18 protein-coding genes, 3 tRNA genes, 1 rRNA gene and 1 pseudogene are annotated in these 20,613 nt (G+C 35.0%); 9 read left to right on the forward strand and 14 right to left on the reverse strand.

What is annotated here, in order from left to right:
* Positions 1-24: 24 nt before the first annotated feature.
* The 3 genes from ileS to ispH all read left to right on the forward strand — a co-directional run bounded on the left by ileS (position 25) and on the right by ispH (position 4,357).
* Positions 25-2,832 carry an isoleucine--tRNA ligase gene (gene ileS / locus A9G38_RS10990; RefSeq protein ID WP_034911283.1) on the forward strand — a complete coding sequence of 936 codons (2,808 nt, stop codon included), beginning with the start codon at positions 25-27 and terminating at the stop codon, positions 2,830-2,832.
* A gap of 105 nt (positions 2,833-2,937) precedes the next feature.
* Positions 2,938-3,408: a signal peptidase II gene (gene lspA / locus A9G38_RS10995; protein WP_034911295.1), complete on the forward strand. Its 471-nt coding sequence runs from the start codon at positions 2,938-2,940 to the stop codon at positions 3,406-3,408.
* Position 3,409: 1 nt separating this feature from the next.
* Positions 3,410-4,357, forward strand: a complete 948-nt coding sequence (ispH, locus tag A9G38_RS11000) for a 4-hydroxy-3-methylbut-2-enyl diphosphate reductase (RefSeq protein WP_034911285.1) — start codon at positions 3,410-3,412, stop codon at positions 4,355-4,357.
* Position 4,358: 1 nt separating this feature from the next.
* Here the strand turns inward: ispH and A9G38_RS11005 are convergent, their stop codons facing one another.
* Positions 4,359-4,610: a YfhL family 4Fe-4S dicluster ferredoxin gene (locus A9G38_RS11005; RefSeq protein WP_034911286.1), complete on the reverse strand. Its 252-nt coding sequence runs from the start codon at positions 4,608-4,610 to the stop codon at positions 4,359-4,361.
* A gap of 233 nt (positions 4,611-4,843) precedes the next feature.
* On the opposite strand from A9G38_RS11005, the gene A9G38_RS11010 reads away from it, so the two are divergent.
* The 3 genes and pseudogenes from A9G38_RS11010 to A9G38_RS12975 all read left to right on the forward strand — a co-directional run.
* Positions 4,844-5,212: a hypothetical protein gene (locus A9G38_RS11010; RefSeq protein ID WP_034911288.1), complete on the forward strand. Its 369-nt coding sequence runs from the start codon at positions 4,844-4,846 to the stop codon at positions 5,210-5,212.
* A 125-nt stretch (positions 5,213-5,337) separates the two neighbouring features.
* Entirely contained in the window at positions 5,338-5,631 is a 294-nt protein-coding gene (locus tag A9G38_RS11015) for a hypothetical protein (protein ID WP_065610641.1), read from the forward strand.
* 143 nt (positions 5,632-5,774) lie between these two features.
* Positions 5,775-5,867: pseudogene (locus A9G38_RS12975) on the forward strand (helix-turn-helix domain-containing protein); the annotation flags it as partial.
* A gap of 22 nt (positions 5,868-5,889) precedes the next feature.
* Here the strand turns inward: A9G38_RS12975 and A9G38_RS11020 are convergent.
* The 9 genes from A9G38_RS11020 to znuA all read right to left on the reverse strand — a co-directional run bounded on the left by A9G38_RS11020 (position 5,890) and on the right by znuA (position 16,264).
* A protein-coding gene (locus A9G38_RS11020; RefSeq protein WP_141671805.1) for an IS3 family transposase occupies positions 5,890-7,055 on the reverse strand; the annotation gives its coding sequence in 2 pieces (ribosomal slippage) (positions 5,890-6,809 and positions 6,809-7,055; 1,167 coding nt in all).
* Between the two features lie 281 nt (positions 7,056-7,336).
* Positions 7,337-7,412 (reverse strand) — tRNA-Lys (locus A9G38_RS11030).
* A 132-nt stretch (positions 7,413-7,544) separates the two neighbouring features.
* Complete coding sequence (gene ybgF / locus A9G38_RS11035; protein WP_034914776.1) at positions 7,545-8,282, reverse strand: tol-pal system protein YbgF; 738 nt, start codon at positions 8,280-8,282, stop codon at positions 7,545-7,547.
* 67 nt (positions 8,283-8,349) lie between these two features.
* Positions 8,350-8,829 carry a peptidoglycan-associated lipoprotein Pal gene (gene pal, locus A9G38_RS11040; protein WP_034914778.1) on the reverse strand — a complete coding sequence of 160 codons (480 nt, stop codon included), beginning with the start codon at positions 8,827-8,829 and terminating at the stop codon, positions 8,350-8,352.
* A 160-nt stretch (positions 8,830-8,989) separates the two neighbouring features.
* On the reverse strand, positions 8,990-10,285 hold the full coding sequence (gene tolB, locus A9G38_RS11045; protein ID WP_034914794.1) for a Tol-Pal system beta propeller repeat protein TolB: 1,296 nt from the start codon (positions 10,283-10,285) through the stop codon (positions 8,990-8,992).
* A gap of 415 nt (positions 10,286-10,700) precedes the next feature.
* Positions 10,701-11,510 (reverse strand): bifunctional DNA-formamidopyrimidine glycosylase/DNA-(apurinic or apyrimidinic site) lyase, encoded by an 810-nt coding sequence (gene mutM, locus A9G38_RS11050; protein ID WP_034914781.1) that lies wholly within the window; start codon positions 11,508-11,510, stop codon positions 10,701-10,703.
* An 11-nt stretch (positions 11,511-11,521) separates the two neighbouring features.
* Positions 11,522-13,855, reverse strand: a complete 2,334-nt coding sequence (mrcB, locus tag A9G38_RS11055) for a bifunctional glycosyl transferase/transpeptidase (RefSeq protein ID WP_051634324.1) — start codon at positions 13,853-13,855, stop codon at positions 11,522-11,524.
* 128 nt (positions 13,856-13,983) lie between these two features.
* Positions 13,984-15,333: a murein DD-endopeptidase MepM gene (mepM, locus tag A9G38_RS11060; RefSeq protein ID WP_034914784.1), complete on the reverse strand. Its 1,350-nt coding sequence runs from the start codon at positions 15,331-15,333 to the stop codon at positions 13,984-13,986.
* Between the two features lie 28 nt (positions 15,334-15,361).
* Positions 15,362-16,264: a zinc ABC transporter substrate-binding protein ZnuA gene (gene znuA, locus A9G38_RS11065; RefSeq protein WP_065610657.1), complete on the reverse strand. Its 903-nt coding sequence runs from the start codon at positions 16,262-16,264 to the stop codon at positions 15,362-15,364.
* A 141-nt stretch (positions 16,265-16,405) separates the two neighbouring features.
* On the opposite strand from znuA, the gene znuC reads away from it, so the two are divergent.
* The 3 genes from znuC (at position 16,406) to A9G38_RS11080 (ending at position 19,628) form a co-directional block, all read left to right on the forward strand.
* Complete coding sequence (znuC, locus tag A9G38_RS11070) at positions 16,406-17,188, forward strand: zinc ABC transporter ATP-binding protein ZnuC (protein ID WP_065623271.1); 783 nt, start codon at positions 16,406-16,408, stop codon at positions 17,186-17,188.
* Entirely contained in the window at positions 17,181-17,981 is an 801-nt protein-coding gene (znuB, locus tag A9G38_RS11075) for a zinc ABC transporter permease subunit ZnuB (RefSeq protein ID WP_034914786.1), read from the forward strand. The genes znuC and znuB overlap by 8 nt, the downstream gene beginning before the upstream one ends.
* Before the next feature lie 123 nt (positions 17,982-18,104).
* A complete protein-coding gene (locus tag A9G38_RS11080; protein WP_034914789.1) occupies positions 18,105-19,628 on the forward strand; it encodes a YifB family Mg chelatase-like AAA ATPase in 1,524 nt (507 codons plus the stop codon).
* A gap of 5 nt (positions 19,629-19,633) precedes the next feature.
* Here the strand turns inward: A9G38_RS11080 and A9G38_RS11085 are convergent, their stop codons facing one another.
* The 4 genes from A9G38_RS11085 to rrf form a co-directional block, all read right to left on the reverse strand.
* Complete coding sequence (locus A9G38_RS11085) at positions 19,634-19,972, reverse strand: DUF413 domain-containing protein (RefSeq protein WP_034914792.1); 339 nt, start codon at positions 19,970-19,972, stop codon at positions 19,634-19,636.
* Positions 19,973-20,106: 134 nt separating this feature from the next.
* Positions 20,107-20,182, reverse strand: a tRNA-Trp gene (locus A9G38_RS11090).
* Positions 20,183-20,190: 8 nt separating this feature from the next.
* Positions 20,191-20,267, reverse strand: a tRNA-Asp gene (locus A9G38_RS11095).
* Between the two features lie 33 nt (positions 20,268-20,300).
* A 5S ribosomal RNA gene (gene rrf / locus A9G38_RS11100) occupies positions 20,301-20,416 on the reverse strand.
* Positions 20,417-20,613 lie beyond the last annotated feature (197 nt).

A 20,613-nucleotide genomic window follows, 5' to 3' on the forward strand; every position in this document is an offset into this window, starting at 1 on the left:
CACATTTAACTGGAATAAATCAGCATGACAGACTATAAAAATACATTGAATCTACCGGAAACTGGATTCCCAATGCGAGGAGATCTTGCTAAACGCGAACCAGCAATGTTACAAAATTGGTACGATAAAGAACTTTATCGCAAAATTCGCTCGGCCAAAAAAGGTAAAAAAAACTTTATTCTGCATGATGGCCCTCCTTATGCAAACGGAAAACTACATATTGGTCACGCCGTTAATAAAATCCTTAAAGATATTATTATCAAATCAAAAGGGTTAAGCGGTTATAATTCCCCTTATATTCCAGGATGGGATTGTCATGGCTTACCGATTGAACAAAAAGTTGAAGAGCAAGTAGGAAAACCAGGTGTAAAAGTAACACCTGCTGAGTTTCGTCAAATTTGCCGCGATTATGCCGCTTCACAAGTTGAACTACAAAAAGCTGATTTTATCCGTATGGGCGTACTAGGTGATTGGCAAAACCCTTACCGTACAATGGACTACAATACCGAAGCGAATATTATCCGTGCGTTAGGTAGAGTGATAAAAAACGGTCATTTAGTTAAAGGCGCTAAACCTGTTTATTGGTGTACTGATTGTATGTCATCTTTAGCCGAAGCAGAAGTTGAATATTATGATAAATCATCACCAGCAATTGATGTGAAATTTAAAGCTGTTGATAATCAAGCCGTAGCAAATAAATTTGGTATCAATACTGATTTAACCATTTATGCTGTTATCTGGACAACCACGCCTTGGACATTACCAGCTAGCCGCGGGATAGCTTTAAATGCTGATTTTGAATATCAACTTGTTCAAATCAATGATAAAGAGTGCTTAATTTTAGCAACTGATTTAGTTGAATCTGTAATGCAACGCGCCAATATCGACCAATGGAAAGTATTAGGTAGCTGCCAAGGTAATGCTCTTGAGTTGCTACGTTTTAAACACCCATTCCTTGATTTTGATGAACCAGTTGTACTTGGCGAACACGTTACAATTGATGCTGGTACAGGGGCTGTGCATACCGCTCCCGGACATGGTACAGAAGACTTTATGGTCGGTCAAAAATATGGTCTTGAAGTGGCAAATCCAGTTGGTGGTAATGGTTGTTACTTGCCAGGAACGGGCGCTGGTCTCGATGGGTTATTTGTCTTTAAAGCGAATAAAATTGTCGTTGAAATATTAAAAGAACATAACGCACTATTACACTTTGAAAATATTGAACATAGCTATCCATGTTGTTGGCGCCATAAAACACCTGTTATTTATCGTGCAACACCACAATGGTTTATTAGCATGGATAAACAAGGTCTGCGAACCCAATCATTAAAAGAAATTAAGCAAGTTCGTTGGATCCCTGATTGGGGACAAGCACGCATTGAAACCATGGTTACTAATCGCCCTGATTGGTGTATTTCTCGCCAACGCACATGGGGTGTACCTATGACGTTGTTTGTTCACAAAGAGACCGAAGAACTTCATCCTGATACACTAGCATTAGTTGAAAAAGTTGCACAGCTAGTTGAAAAAGATGGCATTCAAGCTTGGTGGGATGCTGATATTAAAGATCTTTTAGGTCCTGATGCTGATGATTATCGTAAAGTACCTGATACGTTAGATGTTTGGTTTGACTCAGGATCAACATTCTCTTCTGTTGTGCGTGCACGCCCTGAATTTGAAGGACATGATGCAGAACTTTATTTAGAAGGTTCAGATCAACATCGCGGTTGGTTTATGTCTTCATTAATGTTATCAACAGCAATTGATAATAAAGCCCCTTATAAACAAGTATTAACACATGGTTTTGTAGTTGACGGTCAAGGCCGTAAAATGTCTAAGTCACTAGGTAATATTGTGACACCACAAGAAGTGATGAACAAACTTGGGGCTGATATTTTACGCCTATGGATTGCATCGACCGATTATTCAGGCGAAATGAGTTATTCGGAAGAAATTATCAAACGAGCTGCCGATAGTTATCGCCGTATTCGTAATACCGCACGTTTTTTACTGGCGAATTTAAATGGATTTGATCCAGCTAAAGATATGGTAAAACCAGAAGATATGGTTGTACTTGATCGCTGGGCGGTTAGTATGGCAAAAGAAGCACAAGAACAAATTATTCAGGCTTATGAAAATTATGATTTCCATAAAGTCGTACAACGTATTATGCAATTTTGCTCAATCGAAATGGGATCATTCTATTTAGATATTATTAAAGATCGCCAATACACAGCAAAAAGTGATAGTATTGCCCGTCACAGTTGCCAAACTGCTTTATATCATATTGCGCAAGCAATGGTTCGTTGGATTGCACCTATTTTATCATTCACTGCTGATGAAATTTGGCAATATCTGCCAATGGCTGATAAACAAGAATTTGTTTTTGAAGATGAGTGGTATACAGCACTATTTACATTGCCAGAAAGCGAAGCATTAAATAGCGAATATTGGGCTCAGATTTTAGCCATTCGTAGCGAAGTGAATAAAGTGCTTGAACAAGGTCGTAATGATAAAGTGATTGGTGGTGCGCTTGAAGCTGCTGTTACGCTTTATGCTGATAAAGATATTGCAGCAACATTAGCTAAATTAGAAAACGAATTACGCTTTGTATTACTAACATCACAAGCTAGCGTAAAACTATTACAAGAAGCACCAGAAAATGCTGTACAAAGCGATATTCAAGGACTAAAAATTGAACTCGCTAAAGCACAAGGTGATAAATGCCCTCGTTGCTGGCACTATACCGTCGATAATGAGCCAACATCACATTTATGTAAGCGTTGTGAAGAAAACATTCACGGCAAAGGCGAGGTAAGGCATTTCGCATAGCAATCTATTTAGTAAATTAAATGGAGCTATGCCAATCCCTTAAGCAATCTAGTACCTTTTCCGTCGACGATTGTCGGCGGAAACATAATAATGAGCACAAACTATATGAAAAAAGATAATGGACTTTACTGGTTATTATTTGCAATCATTGTTTTTATCATTGATATCGCAAGTAAATTTTGGATTATAAATAATTTCTCGCTATTTGAATCAGTGAATCTTTTGCCATTCTTCTCTATCACTTATGTACGCAATATTGGCGCTGCCTTTAGCATTTTTGAAGGGCAACGTATGATGCTTGCTGCTATCGCTTTAATTATCAGTGCCGTGATAGTACGCATGTTATACCGCAACACTTGCCAACAAAAATTAGAGAACTTGTCGTTATCAATGATTTTAGGCGGTGCATTAGGTAATTTATTTGATCGTCTTTATCATGGATTTGTGATTGACTTTTTAGATGTCAATTTTGGTGACTGGCACTATCCAACTTTTAATATTGCTGACTGTGCAATCTGCGTTGGTATTGGACTATTTATTTTCAGTAATTATAAAAAACCAAAGAAGACTGTATAGTATGCAAATTATTTTGGCCAATCCTCGCGGTTTTTGCGCTGGTGTAGATCGTGCTATCACAATTGTTGAACGTGCACTAGAATTGTTTGGCGCACCAGTTTATGTTCGTCACGAAGTAGTACATAATCGCTATGTCGTTAATCGCCTAAAAGAATTAGGGGCAATTTTCATTGAAGATATTAGCGAAGTACCCGATAACTCAATTCTTATCTTTTCAGCGCATGGAGTGTCTAAAGCTATCCGTGAGGAAGCCAAACAACATAAACTCCGTGTTTTTGATGCCACTTGCCCACTTGTAACCAAAGTACATATGGAAGTGGCTAGATCGAGTTATCGTGGTGAAGAGGTTATTTTAATCGGCCATGCTGGGCATATTGAAGTAGATGGTACAATGGGACAATATAACAATCCCGAAGGTGGTATTTATTTAATCGAATCAATTGATGATGTAAAAAAGCTACAGGTAAAAAACCAAAATAATCTTTGCTTTACCACTCAAACAACTTTATCCGTTGATGATACAGCTCAAATTATAGATGCTTTAAAAAAACGTTTTCCTAATATTCGCAGCCCACGCAAAAATGATATCTGCTATGCCACAACCAATCGCCAACAAGCAGTGAAACAATTATCATCACGCGCAGACATTGTTTTAGTCGTAGGTTCTAAAAATTCGTCTAATTCAAATCGCCTAGCCGAGCTAGCAAGGCGAAACAGCAAACAAGCTTATTTAATTGATTTTGCATCTGACATCCAAAAAGAGTGGTTAATAAACACACATACGATCGGCGTAACAGCAGGTGCTTCTGCGCCTGAGATTTTAGTACAACAGGTGATTGATCATTTAAAAATCTTAGGTTGCACATCACTTATTGAGACAGATGGCATTTTAGAAAATATCACTTTTGAAATTCCAAAAGAACTTCGAATTGATATTAAATTAAACTGATTTAAGAAGACTTAAGCCCCTCAAATTTTACTAATAACTCTTCTTTTGTTTCAATATGTTCAGGATCTGCAATGATAGCATTTTGAATAGGGCAAACTCGCTGACAAGTCGAATGATCATAATAACCGACACATTCTGTACATTTATTGGGATCAATTTCATAAGTATCAAACCCCATTGAGATTGCCTCATTTGGGCACTCAGGCTCACACATGTCACAATTAATACATTTATTGGTTATTTTTAACGCCATTGCTATTCTAACTTTACTAATTAAAAAATTAGCGCCATTATAGCGTAATCACCAATAAATCCGAATAAAGATCGCGTTATCGCTTATTGAATAGTTCAATCTTTGCAAAAAATTTTAGAAAATCATGCTATTTCATTTAGCTATACTTAAAAGTGGGTACTACAGCAGCTTATGCGGATCGCTTTTTTTAAGTTGATGCTATATATAGCAAAAGATAAGGATATACTACACTAATGAAGAAAATCAATACCCCTGCCTGCGGCATGAAGCGAACCACTATTGATTTACTGATGGCACTGCGAGAACAACTCGACCAATATTGCTTTTATCATAAAATCAGTATAGCTGATTACATAAGACAGCTTATTAAAACCAGTTTGACAACAGGGAGGCAAAAAATGAGCTTGCAAAGTGATTTATTAAAATATAAATTTAATACTGAAGCTTACAATGTTGTATTTTTCGAGTTTGTGGCTATCAGCCTAATAGTTTGGCCAATTTCCAGCAGCTTTTTGATTGCGGTACTGGTTTTTATTGGCATCCAATTCGCACGTGAAGCATATCATTGCGTGGTTGCTGATTATTGCTTGGTGTGTGGGTAGCTACCTTTTAGGCCATGCTTACTTTAGTATGCCCACCACTATTGGTATGGTAATTTTGACTTTTTTCTTTATGTCTATGATCCATTTCGGCGCACTTGATTTATAACGATGAATAAGGAAACATCATGAAAACACCAGATCCCAGCATTTACCCTTGGATTGACGCAGCAAAACAGGCGGTTAAACGAGAAAAAATCAAGTTTTGCCACTACTTCAGCTCAATTAAAGAAACAGGCGACCAAGCCGCTTATGATGCCGCTTATCCTCTCTATATAAAGGCTCTACAAGATTTATATGAAGTTGGAATTATCCCCCCAAGTACAGCAGATATAGACGAACTCAAAGCCATTGCGGCTGGTAATTTTCACCCTAAATTTAATGAAGTATTTCCTGATGTAGTATTTCCAGAAGATGATTGACTATTTATTTTATGGCTAATAAATTTATTCTTTCTAAAGACCTGGATTCAAACATGAAGTGCAATTTTAAACACGGTGGAGTGAAGAAAGTAGAAAGGTGATTTATACTAGCACCTTCGCACCACCACAGTTTGGAGATTGCTATGCATTATAATCACCTTTCTAGGAAGGAAAGATACCAGATTTTCGTATTATTACAAGCCGGAAAGAATAAAAAAGAGATAGCCCAGCTACTCAATAGTGATCCTCGCCAAAATATTAGACAGTGCCCGCCTCTATCATTTTTTTGTTTTGGTAATATTGTTGTTCATATTGTTCAGGTGATACCCAGCCATTGGCTGAATGACGGCGTATCCGATTATAATAGATTTCAATATATTCAAATAGTGCTTTATTAGCCTGCTTCCTCGTTTTATAGTAACAGTCATGAATAATATGGGTTTTGAGTGTATGAAAAAAACTCTCAACAACCGCATTATCAAAGCAGTTTCCTCTTCGACTCATGCTTTGCCTTAGCCCATATTGTAATAATAATTGCTTGAAATCTGCACTGCAATATTGGCTTCTTTGGTCACTATGAATGAGTACATTTTTAGGAAAGTGACGCCGAAATAAGGCTTGTTTTAATGTATTACACACTAAATGACGGTCTATGTAGCGACTGGTTTGCCTAGCAATCACTTTTCGTCCATATAAATCGATAATCACCGACAAATATAACCAACCTTCACCTGTTTTAATATAAGTAATATCAGTTACCCATGTTTTATTAGGCTTATCAGGGTTAAATTGCCTATCTAACGTGTTGGGCACAATATTGTGATGAGCCGTGTCTGTTTTATACTTGAATTTACGTGCTGCTTTACTATGTAATCTCAAACTACGTAATCCCAATTGTTGCAAAACACGGCTAATTGTCCTTTCTGAAACTTGATAGCCCGCTTCTCTTGCATCATGAAGCAGGCTTGGCGCACCCAAACGGGCTTTATGTTGCCAATACTGTTTTTGGATATACTCGCTGAGTTTAGCTGATTTGTTTGCTCTTTTTAACCAAGCATAATAACCCGATGAACTGACACCAAGTAATGAGCATATCCTAGTAACGGGATAGCAGGTTAAATGATTTTTCATATAAGCGTACTTCATCGACTTGGATTGTTGATGAAGTACACATGCGCCTTTTTTAGTATATCATTAGCCATTTTCAGTTCTTTAATCTCTTTTTCTAACGCCATTATCCGCTGTTGCTCAGCGGTTAACTCTCGACGGCTAGTTTTATTCCGGGAAAGTTGCCTAATCCATTTATCTAGGGTTGATTTACCCACACCTAGATGGTTGGCAAGTTCGCTGATAGAAAGGTGTACATTAGATAACGCATAATCCACTGATTGTTGTTTGAATTCGATACTAAATTTTTTGACCATAATATTTGTCTCCTATGATTTTTGTTTATATCATAGAGGCGACTTTTGTCCACTTTTTTGGCGAGGATCAATTTAGAATCAGCAAGTAACTAGCGATTCAAAAGATAGGAGTATAAAACTGAGAGAAAGTTTTTTCTTATTTAGGTGCAGCTGATCAATATAAAAAGGAACTTATCGTAAAATATTTATCAATATTATGTTTGCTAAGATCATTTTCCTAAAAAACTTATTGCTTTCTTTAATTGGAAAAAATTTACTGGTTAAATTTTAAAATTTAATAATGGTGGGTCGTGAGCGATTCGAACGCTCGACCAACGGATTAAAAGTCCGCTGCTCTACCGACTGAGCTAACGACCCATTTGATAAGAACTACTATGCGCTTAATAGCTGAAACGATAAGTAATTTCGGGGTGCTATAATACTTATAATTGTATTACTACGCAACCACTTTATTGCTACATTTTTCTAATAGCTGATTATTTATACATTTCATTTTAGTGACGCTAACTTTTTATTAGCAAGCACTACCGCATTCTTATCTTTTGGGTATTTATTCACTACTTGTTGAAAAACAGTTTTAGCTTTTTTGGTATCTCCTTTATCAAGTAAAATTAACCCCACTTTATAAAGACTATCAGCAGCTTTGGAAGAAGACGGAAAATCTTTTACTACAGTAGCATAATAAAATGAAGCATCATTTTTTTTACTTTGTTTATATAAAAGCTGACCTAGCCAATAGTTAACATTAGCTCGATAACTAGACTTTGGATAAGATTTCAGATGTTTTTTAAAGGCATCAATAACCTCGTTATTTTGCTTGCCTTCATTAACAAATCGGATTATAAAATTATAATCCGCTTTATCATCGCCAGTAGTTACCCATCCAGATAAATCTGATGAAGATTTGGACAAAGTAGGATCTGAAGATGTTTTTGAACTATATCCTTCTCCTTGTAAATCAAAATCGGTATTTGAAGAAAATCCTGAACTATTAGTCATTTGTTGAAGAATCATTTTCTGGCGTTCAATTATCTGATTAAGTTGATATTTTGTCTCTTCTAACTGACCACGAAGAGTATCTACATCTGCTTGCAAATCGCTAATTTTTTGTTGGTTTTCAATCAATAGCTGTCCTTGTGCTTGAACCGTTTGATCAATGTCGGAACTACTTGCTGCACAACCAGTAAATAAAAGGAATAAAAGTAATGTGAGTATTTTTTTATGCATATTATATAAGACTCAGTGTAAACTTAAAATTAAAAACGGCTGAATAATCAGCCGCTATAAGATGTTATTAGTATCCTACATAGGTTACTACTGCACGACGATTTTTAGCATACGCTTCTTCATCATGACCTAACACAGCAGGTTTTTCTTTACCATAAGAAACGATTTCCATTTGACTTGCAGAAGCACCGTTACCTTGTAAATATGATTTAACTGCAGCAGCACGACGTTCACCTAATGCGATATTATATTCTGGAGTACCGCGTTCATCAGCATGACCTTCAATAACAACTTTTATGTTACTTGTACGAATAAATTCAGCATGTGCATTTAATAATGTCGCATATTCAGATCTAACATTATATTTATCAAAATCAAAATAAACTGTATTAATTTGTTGTAATTTTTGAAGTTGCTCTAAGGCTTCTTTTGATAAAGCACCATTTAAATTACCACTAACGGTTTGGCTGCTATTAGATGAGCAAGCAGTTACAGCGATTAATGGTAAAGCAACCGCTGCTACTTTAAGAAATTTAGAAAATTGCATTGTATAAACTCCTGTTGTTTGAATAAATTCTATTTATATATCTAACCAACTTCTAAGTAACGCCCATTACAGGCCTGAAAGATTAGAGTAATATATTATAACGACCTTAAACTTTACACAATTTTAATAATTGAAATGTAGTTGTTTTTTTAAGCTGTCTTTATAAATATGGTGACCATGCAGGGAATTTTACTTGCCCATCGGTTGCTGGTAACCTTGCTTTGAAATTACCATCTGTAGATACAAGGTTCAAAATTGTACCTAATCCCTGAGATGAACTATAAATAATCATTGTACCGTTCGGTGCAATACTTGGGGTTTCATCTAAAAAAGTATCAGTTAAACGTTGATAGGTTTTTGTATCCATATCATATCGAGTTATATGCTGTTCACCATTATTAGTTGATATCATTGCAATAAAAGAGCCGTCAGGTGACACTTTAGCATTCTGATTTTGCGTATTATCCCAAGTTACCCTTTGCGATTCGCCAGTATTGGTATTAATACTATATAACTGAGGTCGACCCGCTTGATCGGAAGTATAAACAATTGTTTGATTGTCTGGCATCCAAGATGGTTCTGTATCATTACTACGGCTAGAGGTAATTTGAGTAATTTTCTTACTACTTAAATTCATCATATATAAATTTAAACTACCACCTTTAGATAGAACAAATGCTAATTTACTACCATCTGGAGAAAATGCTGGTGCTCCATTATGTTGAGGGAAAGAAGCTATTGTTTGTACAGCTCCACTATCCAGAGTTTTTAACACTAATGAAGAATGCCCTCCTTCAAAAGTTACATAAGCTATTTTTTTCCCATCTGGTGACCAAGTAGGAGACATTAATGGTTCCTTAGAACGATGAACAGTAATTTGATCATAACCATCATAATCAGACACTCTTAATTCGTGCGAAAACGGCCCTTTAGTCATTTTTACAACATAAGCAATTCGTGTTCTAAATGCACCCTTAATACCAGTTAGTGATTCAAAGATTTCATCGCTTGCAGTATGAGCTGCATAACGAACCCAACGCTTTTCAATAGAGAATTGATTTTGAGCTAAAACTGTACCTGGACGATTAATTGTATCGACTAATTGATAATTTATAAGATATTTTCCTGACGCATCAGGTTGTATTGAGCCAACAACAACAGCTGAAACACCAACTTTGTTCCATACAGTTGGAGTAACCTCTGAAGCTGTTGTCGGTTTCTGAGGCATTTGATTAACGTCAATAGGATTGAACTTACCACTGTTACGCAAATCAGAAGCAATAATTTCTTCAATGGCTTGTGGAGGTTCTCCACCACCTGTCCATTTAAATGGGGCAACAGCTATAGGTTTAGCTGAGCTCACTCCATCAGTAATAATAATTCTAACTTCAGAATTAGCCATTGAGGTAAAAAGTAAAATAAAACAAGTTGCCAAAAAGCGGGAGGCGAATTTGATCATCTTAAATTCCTTAATAAAAATAAGATACACAGAGTTGAATAAAATATAAAATCATAAAAAACAGAAAACCAAGCTTTTAGGAATTCATATGCTGTCTCTAATTAATTCCATATATTAAGCTTTACAAACCATTAACAATTATACCCTGAGAAAGATAGTCGATATCTAGTCACAAGTCTATAGCCTTTAAAATAAAAAGATTTTTATCTTTTAATTGTTTGATTATATATAATAATCAAAGTGATATTAAAAATAATTATTCTAAATCTAATTGCTTATACTAATCCTATTTAGGTAAGGTTTAAAGAGTTTCATAAGATATTTTTATATAAGCGGTAGAAGGGATGTATTAAAAATGTTAAAGCCATTTGACAAATAGCCAAAAGTGATAATTTTGGCTTAATAAGTATTTCTATTTTTGACAAAATTCACAATAAAAAGTATTACGCTGTCCAATTTTTTGTGATTTTATTTCTGTACCACAAATCAGACATTGTTCACCTTCGCGTCCATAAACTTGTAACTCCTGCGCAAAATACCCAGGTTTACCATTAGACTGCAGGAAATCCTTGAGTGTTGTTCCTCCTTGTTTAATTGATTTAGTAAGAACTTGCTTAATAGCAGCTACAAGCCTTTCAAATTCATTTAATTGTAAGGAGTTTACTTTTCGAGTAGGGTCGATTTTTGCCATAAATAACGATTCAGAAGCATAAATATTACCGACCCCAACCACAATATGATTATCCATAATCCAACTTTTTATGGGAACTTTTCGACTCCTTGCTTTTTCAAATAGATATTCAGCTGAAAATTCTTCACTTAAAGGTTCTGGTCCCAAATGTTGTAATTGAGATATTTCGTCTAGCGAATTTGCCCAAAGCCAAGATCCAAAACGCCTAGGATCGGTATAACGTAGAGTGACACCATTTTCTAGAATTAAATCAATATGATCATGTTTTTCTGCTTTTTGTGGATTTTTTAAAATACGTAAACGTCCAGACATCCCTAAATGAATTACGAGCCAATTATTGGGTAACTGTAATAATAAATATTTTGCACGACGTTTTATATCTAAAATTACTTGCCCGTGCACATTGCTTATAGCCTTATCAACGGGCCAACGTAGTTTAGGTTGTCGAACAATAATTTTATCAATAATCTGTCCTTTCAAATAGGGCAAAATACCTCGACGACTTGTCTCAACTTCTGGTAATTCAGGCATATAATTTCCATTTAGTTATTTAATAGGTCAGTAACCCAAGTTGGTGTCTGCTGAACGGACGTAGGCTGGTTATTGGCCGAGCATAAGCTATGAGGGTTAATTGTCCATACAGGTAAAGAGCGAATACCACTTCCATCACATTGCCACTGCCCATCACTATCAATAGGTACCATAAAAATATTTTGAGGTAGTGGCAATACTAATTTCTTTGGTGGATTATTTTGTAAATATTCACTATAAATTTTTAAGGCGCCAGTTGCTCCTGTTAATTTCATTGGAGAATGATCATCTAAACCAATCCAAACAACAGCAACATTTTTACCATCTATCCCTGTAAACCAACTATCACGAGAATCATTACTTGTTCCTGTCTTAGCTGCTAAATTAAATGAACCATATTTAGCTTTTAATGAACGAGATGTCCCCGTGTTAACAACTTGTTGCATAGCATAAGTGGTTAAATAAGCCGATTGTTGAGATACAGCCTGAAGCTGTTGTGGGTAGCTTTGATAAACTAGCTCACCTTTATCGGTCAATACATATCTTAAAATAGAAAGTGGAGATCGTTGACCATTATTAGCTATCGTTTGAAACATCTGCGCCGTTTCTAACGGTGTTAATTCTAAAGCACCTAGTAATCTTGATGGTAAATTAGATATACGGTCTGTTGATACACCTAATGATTGTAAAGTATTCCTTGTTGCATCAAGCCCTAATGCCATTCCTAGATTAACTGTTGGCACATTAAGCGAAAGTGCTAAAGCATCTACTAACATAACACGATCACGAAATTTACGATCATAGTTTTTCGGTTCCCAATAACCATTACCATCAAGCTTTATTGATAAAGGTTTATCATCAAGCCAAGTATTAAGTTGGTAATGGTCGGGTTGCCCTAGTGCAGTTAAATAAGTTGATGGTTTAGCTAATGAACCAATTGCTCGCTGAGTTAACCAAGCACGGTTATATCCTGGATAACGAGGTTCAGCACTACCAATGATAGAACGAATTTCTCCAGTTTCTCGGCTAACTATAACCATTGCTGTTTGTAATTCTTTATTAGTTGATTTTCGCAGTTTCTCAATTACGTTAGTTACCGCTTGCTCTGCAGCTGATTGAGCTACAGGATCAAAGGTAGTAAAAATCTTCATACCAGACAGATGTTCTGCTTTATCGCCTAATTGTTTTCGGAGTTCACTACGCACAACTTGCATAAATGCTGGTTGTGGCGAAATTACACCACCTTTGGGTAAAACTGATAGTGGGCGCTGACTTAATAAATTATATAACTCATCATCTATAATACCTTGCTGCTGAGCAAGTTTTAAAACTACATTACGGCGTTCAATAACTTGTTGAGGTTGTGTCCAAGGATTATATAATGAAGCTCCTTTTACCATACCAACAAGTACCGCTTGCTGATCTAATGTCAGTTCATTAACTGGGCGACCAAAATAGTAAAGACTTGCTAATGGAAAACCATGGATCTCTTCACTACCCGCTTGCCCAAAATAAACTTCGTTTAAATAAAGCTCTAAAATACGTTCTTTGCTATAGCGTCCATCCAAAATAAGAGCCATATAAGCTTCACGTATTTTGCGACTTAAACTACGTTCGTTAGTTAAAAAAAGGTTTTTGACTGTTTGCTGAGTTAATGTACTTCCACCTTCAGTACGGCCAGTTGTTAAATTAACAAAAATCGCACGACCAATAGAGTATAAACTTACGCCATGATGATCATAAAAACGTTTATCTTCCGTTGCGACTAATGTTTTTAATAATGAATCAGGAAACTTCTTTAATGGAATAAACAACCGTTGTTCACCATTTGGAGAATGCATCATCGTAATTAATTTAGGATCAATCTTAAGCAATCCAAAATCACGCCCTGAATCTAGATTAGTAATACGATCAATACGGTTTTCATAAAAAGTTATTCTGACTCTAAAAGCTTGCTCTTCACCATCAGGAAAAGTAAAAGGTCGACGATAAATTTCAACCGCATCATTTCTTACAATAAATTCGCCTGGACGAGTAGCTTTGGTATCTTGTTGACGATATTGCGCACCAACTAATATTGTTACCACATCATTTAGACTATATTCACTATCTGGTTCAAGATCAATAATTTGTCCATAAACTGCAGCCGGTAACTCCCATACATTTCCATCAATCCGTTCTTTAATTTGTTGATCAAGATAAACACCATAAATAATTGCCACTGCAGCAAAGACAAGAAACAACTTAAATAGTAGTATCAAAAATCGTCGCCAAAGTGTAGTCTTTTTATTTTTTCTGGTCTTTTTAGAAGAGCGTTTTTTTTCTATTTTAGTTGATTTTTTCAAACTGCACCTAACATTTATTATTAAATAATAATTAGCTTATGATAACATAATTTTTAAGGGTACCTTGACCACCTTTTTTAAAAAGGCCAGGTAAGTAAAGGTTTAAATATAAAAACAAATATATAAACTTAAAAGTTTAGTTGAGAGCTAATACTTTTAACTTTTGAAAAGAATGCCTTTCTCGACTTACCTGTTAATCCTTCTGAAATAGGTAAACTTGCTGTTAATGGATTAACTGGCTTGTTATTAATATGTAATTCAAAATGAAGATGAGGTCCAGTAGAACGCCCTGTATTTCCCGATAGGCCGATTTTATCGCCTTGTTTAACTTGTTGACCTGGTTTAACTAAAATTTTATCCAAGTGCATATAAGTTGTCATATACTGACGACCATGCCGAATAGCAATATAGTTACCCGCTGAACCACTATATTTTGCAATTACTACTTCACCATTACCAACGGATAATACAGGAGTACCACGTGATACAGCAAAATCAACACCATTATGAGGGGCTATTTGTCCTGTAACAGGGTGTAAACGACGTGGATTAAATCCAGAAGAAACACGTGCTTTTTTCGCTAAAGGATAACGGAAAAAACTCTGCGATAAGCTGTTACCATTAATATCATAATATTTACCATCATCAGCTAAAATAGCATAATAATCCTTATTTCCATTTTTAATTCGAATACCTAACAACTGACTATTAGATAAGCTTTTACCATGCATTTCCCGTGTTAGAGCAACTGAAAATTTATCACCAACTTGTAATCGACGAAAATCTAAGCGCCACTGTAAAGCACGAGTAATAATACCTATTTCATTACTAGTTAACCCACTTTTTCGAGCATCGGCAACAAAACTAGATTTAATGTCACCTTTTATAACAATATTTTGTGGGATGACTTCAGCAGTTTCAGAACTTTCTATAAATTTATCACCCGATTTTTCATAGATTCGAATATTATTGCTTGATATTGTCCAACTAAAAGTTTGCAAATTATGATTATCATCAGTTGTCCAACTAATTTGTTGACCAATTCGTAGATTTGCAAGTTGCTTAAATTTTGTTGTTAATTGATAGATATCATTTTTATTAACATTATAACGAATTAGAATATCATGCAGTGTATCGCCACGAACAATAGTATATTGTACTGCATTATCTTTACCATCAACGATATCATCTAATTCATCTTTAACAATCTCATCTTCAGGAACATCAGATGATTCAGCAACGGTAGCCATTTTTCCATTTACTATCTCGACTTTTCCATCGCCATCAATAGAGCTGGAATTATCATTTACAGTAGTTTCAACTTGAGGAGTTAAAGGAACATAAATTGTTCGATCCAAATTGAGCGGACGCCACAGAGCAGTAAATAAAATAACAATAAAAAGAACGCCCAATATTGAAAAATAGGGAATTTTAAAATTATTTTTTTCAATACTGAAGGATTTTATTTTTCTTGCCAAAATTAACCTTAACTATTTATTACTAAAACTAATTTTTATCTAAACAATCCAACAGTTGCTGTGTTAAATTTGTTAAAAATTGTAAATATGCACCTTTTGAAGGTGTTATACTCGTTCCTAATGGATTTAATTCTCCAATTCGAACATCTGTTCCACTCACTAATTTTTCAATAACTGCAGGGCTAAACTGTGGCTCACGAAATACACATACTGCTTGGTGCTCTTTGAGCTCCTGTTGAATAGCATAAACTTTTTGAACACCAGGCTGAACTGCTGGATTTATAGTAAAACTGCCTAGTTTTTTTAATCCGAACTGTGCCTCAAAATACCCATAGGCGTCATGAAACACAAAATACCCTCTATTTTGTACGGTAATTAGTTTTTTTGCAATGTTTTGTTCTGTTTCTGTGAGTTTAGTAATGAATTCGTTTAAATTTTCATCAATTAATATGCTTTTATCTGGATAAAGCGTAACAAGTCTATCATGAATTGATTGTGCGATAATTTTAGCAATTTTAGGTGAAAGCCAAATATGCTCATCATATTCACCATGGTGATCTTGATTGACCTCATCATGAGAATGATCATCTCCGTGATCATCATGACTGGTTCTAAGTAACGATTTGATTTCTGGTACAGCCATTAATTCAATTTGCTTTTGCTTATCTATATTTTTTAAAATTGTTGGCATAAAAGCTTCCATATCTTCACCGACCCAAACCACAAGTTCGGCTGATTTAAGTTTTGCTAAATCAGAGGGCTTTAAATAATAAGTGTGGGGAGATGCGCTATCAGGAAGTAAAATATCATTATCAGTTACTCCTGAAGCAATGGCTTCAGTAATAAACCCAATGGGCTTTACAGATGAAATAACTGTCGCATTAGCTATATTAGTGATAGTTTGCATAAATATTAATGAACAAAATATCATTAAAGAACAGATTAATTGTTTACTATTTTGTGCAATATATTTTTTCACACCATATATCCTATATTTAAAAGTATGATAGAATAAAAACATTAATTGTTATAATATAACATAACATTGTTGTAGGCAAGGGCTCTTAACGATATGACACCACTAATTTCTCTTGATAGTGTTTCAGTAGAAATTGACCATCAAAAAATATTATATGATGTTTCGTTAGCAATACATCTTAATCAAATTATTACATTACTTGGCCCCAATGGTGCAGGTAAATCAACTCTAGTAAAAGTCATTTTAGGTTTAATTCCATTTACTTCAGGAACAATTAAGCGTTCAACCAATTTAACAATTGGTTATGTACCGCAATCAATCAATTTAAATACCACTCTGCCTATTACTGTTAAACGTTTTATGCACTTAAATAAACAGTTAAATGCCGAAAAAATTTTTAATACGTTATCAATGGTAAAAGCTGAATATTTGATTAATAAATCTATGCATCAATTATCGGGTGGGGAATTGCAACGCGTATTATTAGCTCAAGCCTTAGCAAAGCAACCTCAATTATTGATTCTTGATGAACCAACTCAAGGCGTGGATGTTAATGGTCAAGTATTATTATATGATCTAATCGCTGATGCAAAAAAACAGTTTAATTGCGGTGTATTAATGGTTTCTCATGATCTTCATTTAGTTATGGCAAAAACAGATGAAGTAATTTGTTTAAATCATCATATTTGTTGTTCTGGCACACCTGCTATTGTATCTAACGATCCTGAGTTTATTTCTCTTTTTGGCCAACATGGGGCTTCACAAATCGCTGTTTATAAACATCATCATAATCATCAACATGATTGCTGCTCCCCCACTATTGATCAACATAGGCAAATTGCTATGTCTTGTTATGGAAAAAAACATAATGATTGAGTTATTATTACCTTCTTTATTTGCAGGATTATGCTTAACGAGCATAACAGGTCCTTTAGGTACTTTTGTTGTTTGGCGTAGAATGTCCTATTTTGGTGATACTCTATCCCATGCAGCTTTACTTGGTATCGCTTTTGGCTTTTTACTGAATATAAATTTATTTTATGCAGTCATTTTTGTAACTCTTTTACTGGCCTTAGGGTTACTTTGGTTAGAAGCCCAAAAACAACTTCCAATTGATAGTTTACTTGGTATTTTAGCTCATAGTGCATTATCTCTTGGTTTAGTTGTAATTAGTTTAATGAATAATATCCGAATCGATCTAATGGGATACTTATTTGGTGATCTATTATCAGTAACATATTCTGATCTTTATCAAATTACTACTTGTGTAGCATTTATTGGTGCCTTATTGCTTTGGCGATGGAATGACATTTTATTTATTACTGTAAGTGAAGAGTTAGCTTTTAGTCACGGTATTAATGTTCAAATAACAAAATTGCTTTTAACTCTACTGTTGGCGCTAACAATAGGTCTATCGATGAAATTTGTTGGAGCTCTGATTATTACATCTTTACTTATCATCCCTGCCGCAACAGCCAAATATTATTCAAAAACTCCCGAGGCAATGGCAATAATTGCTATAATAATTGGTATGTTATCAGTGATTACAGGACTAATATTTTCTTTTATTTACGACACACCAACAGGGCCATCAATTGTATTAAGTAATACTTGTTTATTTTTTATATCATTATTTATTTCAAAATTAACTTTAAACAAAAAAAATTGAGATTACTGCAAAATCAGATTATTTATTGCGTGACATATCCCATTAATAAAAATGACTTTAATAGTCAGCTAACTATTTCTAATACTGTAATAGTACAATTCAATATGTTAATAATTAAAAACTATGTCACTTGCAATTATTTATACTCGAGCATCTATTGGAATACAAGCACCTTTGATAAACGTTGAAGTTCATATTAGTAACGGGTTACCAGGTTTTGTTTTAGTTGGTCTGCCTGAAGCAACGGTTAAAGAAGCTAAAGATCGAGTTAGAAGTGCTATTATTAATAGTGGTTTTACTTTTCCTTCAAAAAAAATAACTGTTAACTTATCTCCTGCAGATCTTCCAAAAGAAGGAAGTCGCTTCGATTTACCAATAGCTATCGCTATTCTTGCCGCTACAGAGCAAATTCCAACAGATAATCTATTACATTATGAATTTTTGGGAGAATTAGCCCTTTCAGGTAATATTAGAGCAGTAAAAGGAGCTATTCCAGCAGCTATTTCTTCTAAAAAGAAAAATCGCACATTAATTATTTCTGCAGAAAATCAATCTGAAATTTCTTTAATTCACCAAAACAATACTTTAATCACTAATAACTTATTAGAGTTATGCCAATATTTATATAACGAAATTGACTTGCCAGCAGTCAAATATCGTGAATACAAAGATATTGATAATAATTTATCAAACCTACAAGATATAATCGGACAGGAACAAGCCAAAAGAGCATTAGAAATTGCAGCCGCAGGAGGTCACAATTTACTATTAATTGGACCTCCTGGAACAGGTAAAACTATGTTAGCAACTCGTTTGACTTCCCTGTTACCTCAATTATCTGATGAAGAAGCACTTGAAAGTGCTGCAATAACTAGTCTAGTTAGTCCAAATGGATCAATTAAAAACTGGCGTAAAAGGCCGTTTAGATCACCTCACCATAGCGCATCAGCAGCAGCATTAGTTGGTGGAGGAACAATACCTAAACCTGGAGAAATATCACTAGCACATAATGGGGTTTTATTTTTAGATGAATTACCAGAATTTAACCGAAAAGTATTAGACGCTCTTAGAGAACCAATTGAGTCAGGTGAAATTATCATTTCAAGAGCAAACGCAAAAATAAAATTTCCTGCTAAGTTTCAATTAATAGCAGCAATGAATCCAAGCCCTACAGGACATTATCAAGGAACACACAATAGAACTACACCCCAGCAAACAATTCGCTATCTAAATCGACTTTCAGGACCATTTCTCGATAGATTTGATATTTCTATTGAAGTACCTTTATTGCCTAAAGGCACCTTAAGTCAAAAAAAGACTTCCGATGAATCAACCGAAACGGTAAAACAGCGAGTTTTAGAAGCAAGAAATGTTCAGTTTAAAAGAAATAATAAATTAAATAGTCAGTTAAGTGCAAATGAAATACAATGCTATTGCAAATTATCAGATGAAAATAATGAATATTTAGAACAAGCATTGATAAAATTAGGACTCTCTGCTAGGGCGTGGCATCGTATATTAAAAGTATCGCGTACAATTGCAGATTTAGATTCGTCAGAAAATATAGAACGAAAACATATTTCAGAAGCATTAAGTTATCGTTCTATGGATCGATTATTAATTCAATTACACAAAAATATCGGTTAAAAGAATTAGTCATCACTATCGACAAAATCATCAGTTGTATCAACTTGAGGCTTCCCGCCGGATAATGTATGAAAGCGTTTAGGCTTATTTATACGAGAAAGATATTTTAGCCAAGTTTTTTCGAAATCAGTTGATGGCTCCTTTTTACCTTTACAAACGGCAACAAATGATTTTTCTTCTGCTGTAGTAGGTTTTCTAACTTCTGTATCAAGATCTTTAAAAGCACACCCATGTTTTTCCAAAATAAGAGCTTCTTTAATAGTAAAGTCACCGTGACGAGAAAATCCTCTTGGATAATTCTTATTATCAAAAAAACGTTGTTGACTTACAAAACTCTCAGCCATGTTCTATCCTCTAGGTTGTAAAAGTATCTGGGCAGAAATTATAATTGACTAAGTTAATCTGTAAATAAAATTCTTTTATTTATTCTATCAAAAATGAGCAAATGATTAAATTTAAAACAGAATCATTATTTTTGTGGCAGGGGCGGAGAGTCTCGAACTCCCAACACCCGGTTTTGGAGACCGGTGCTCTACCAATTGAACTACGCCCCTAAATAAGGTGGCGGAACGGACGGGGCTCGAACCCGCGACCCCCTGCGTGACAGGCAGGTATTCTAACCAACTGAACTACCGCTCCACCGTATTTGGTATGTATATATTAAATTTAAAAGTCTGGCGGCACCCTACTCTCACATGGGTAATACCCACACTACCATCGGCACTACGGCGTTTCACTTCTGAGTTCGGCATGGGGTCAGGTGGGACCACCGCGCTATTACCGCCAGACATATCCTGTCTCTTTCAATTAGTATTGATATCTTCTACCATTATCTCATATCAATACCCATCTATCAATCCGGAACAAACTGTTTTTTCAATCTCTATTCTCTTTTCGATGATTTTCTCATCTAGTAATAACTTCTGCGTAACCCAAAACAACTCCGAGTTGTAAGGTTAAGACTCTCGGTTCATTAGTATCAGTT

The organism is Gilliamella sp. Imp1-1, from assembly GCF_001690415.1.
GTDB classification, from domain to species: Bacteria; Pseudomonadota; Gammaproteobacteria; order Enterobacterales; family Orbaceae; genus Gilliamella; species Gilliamella bombi.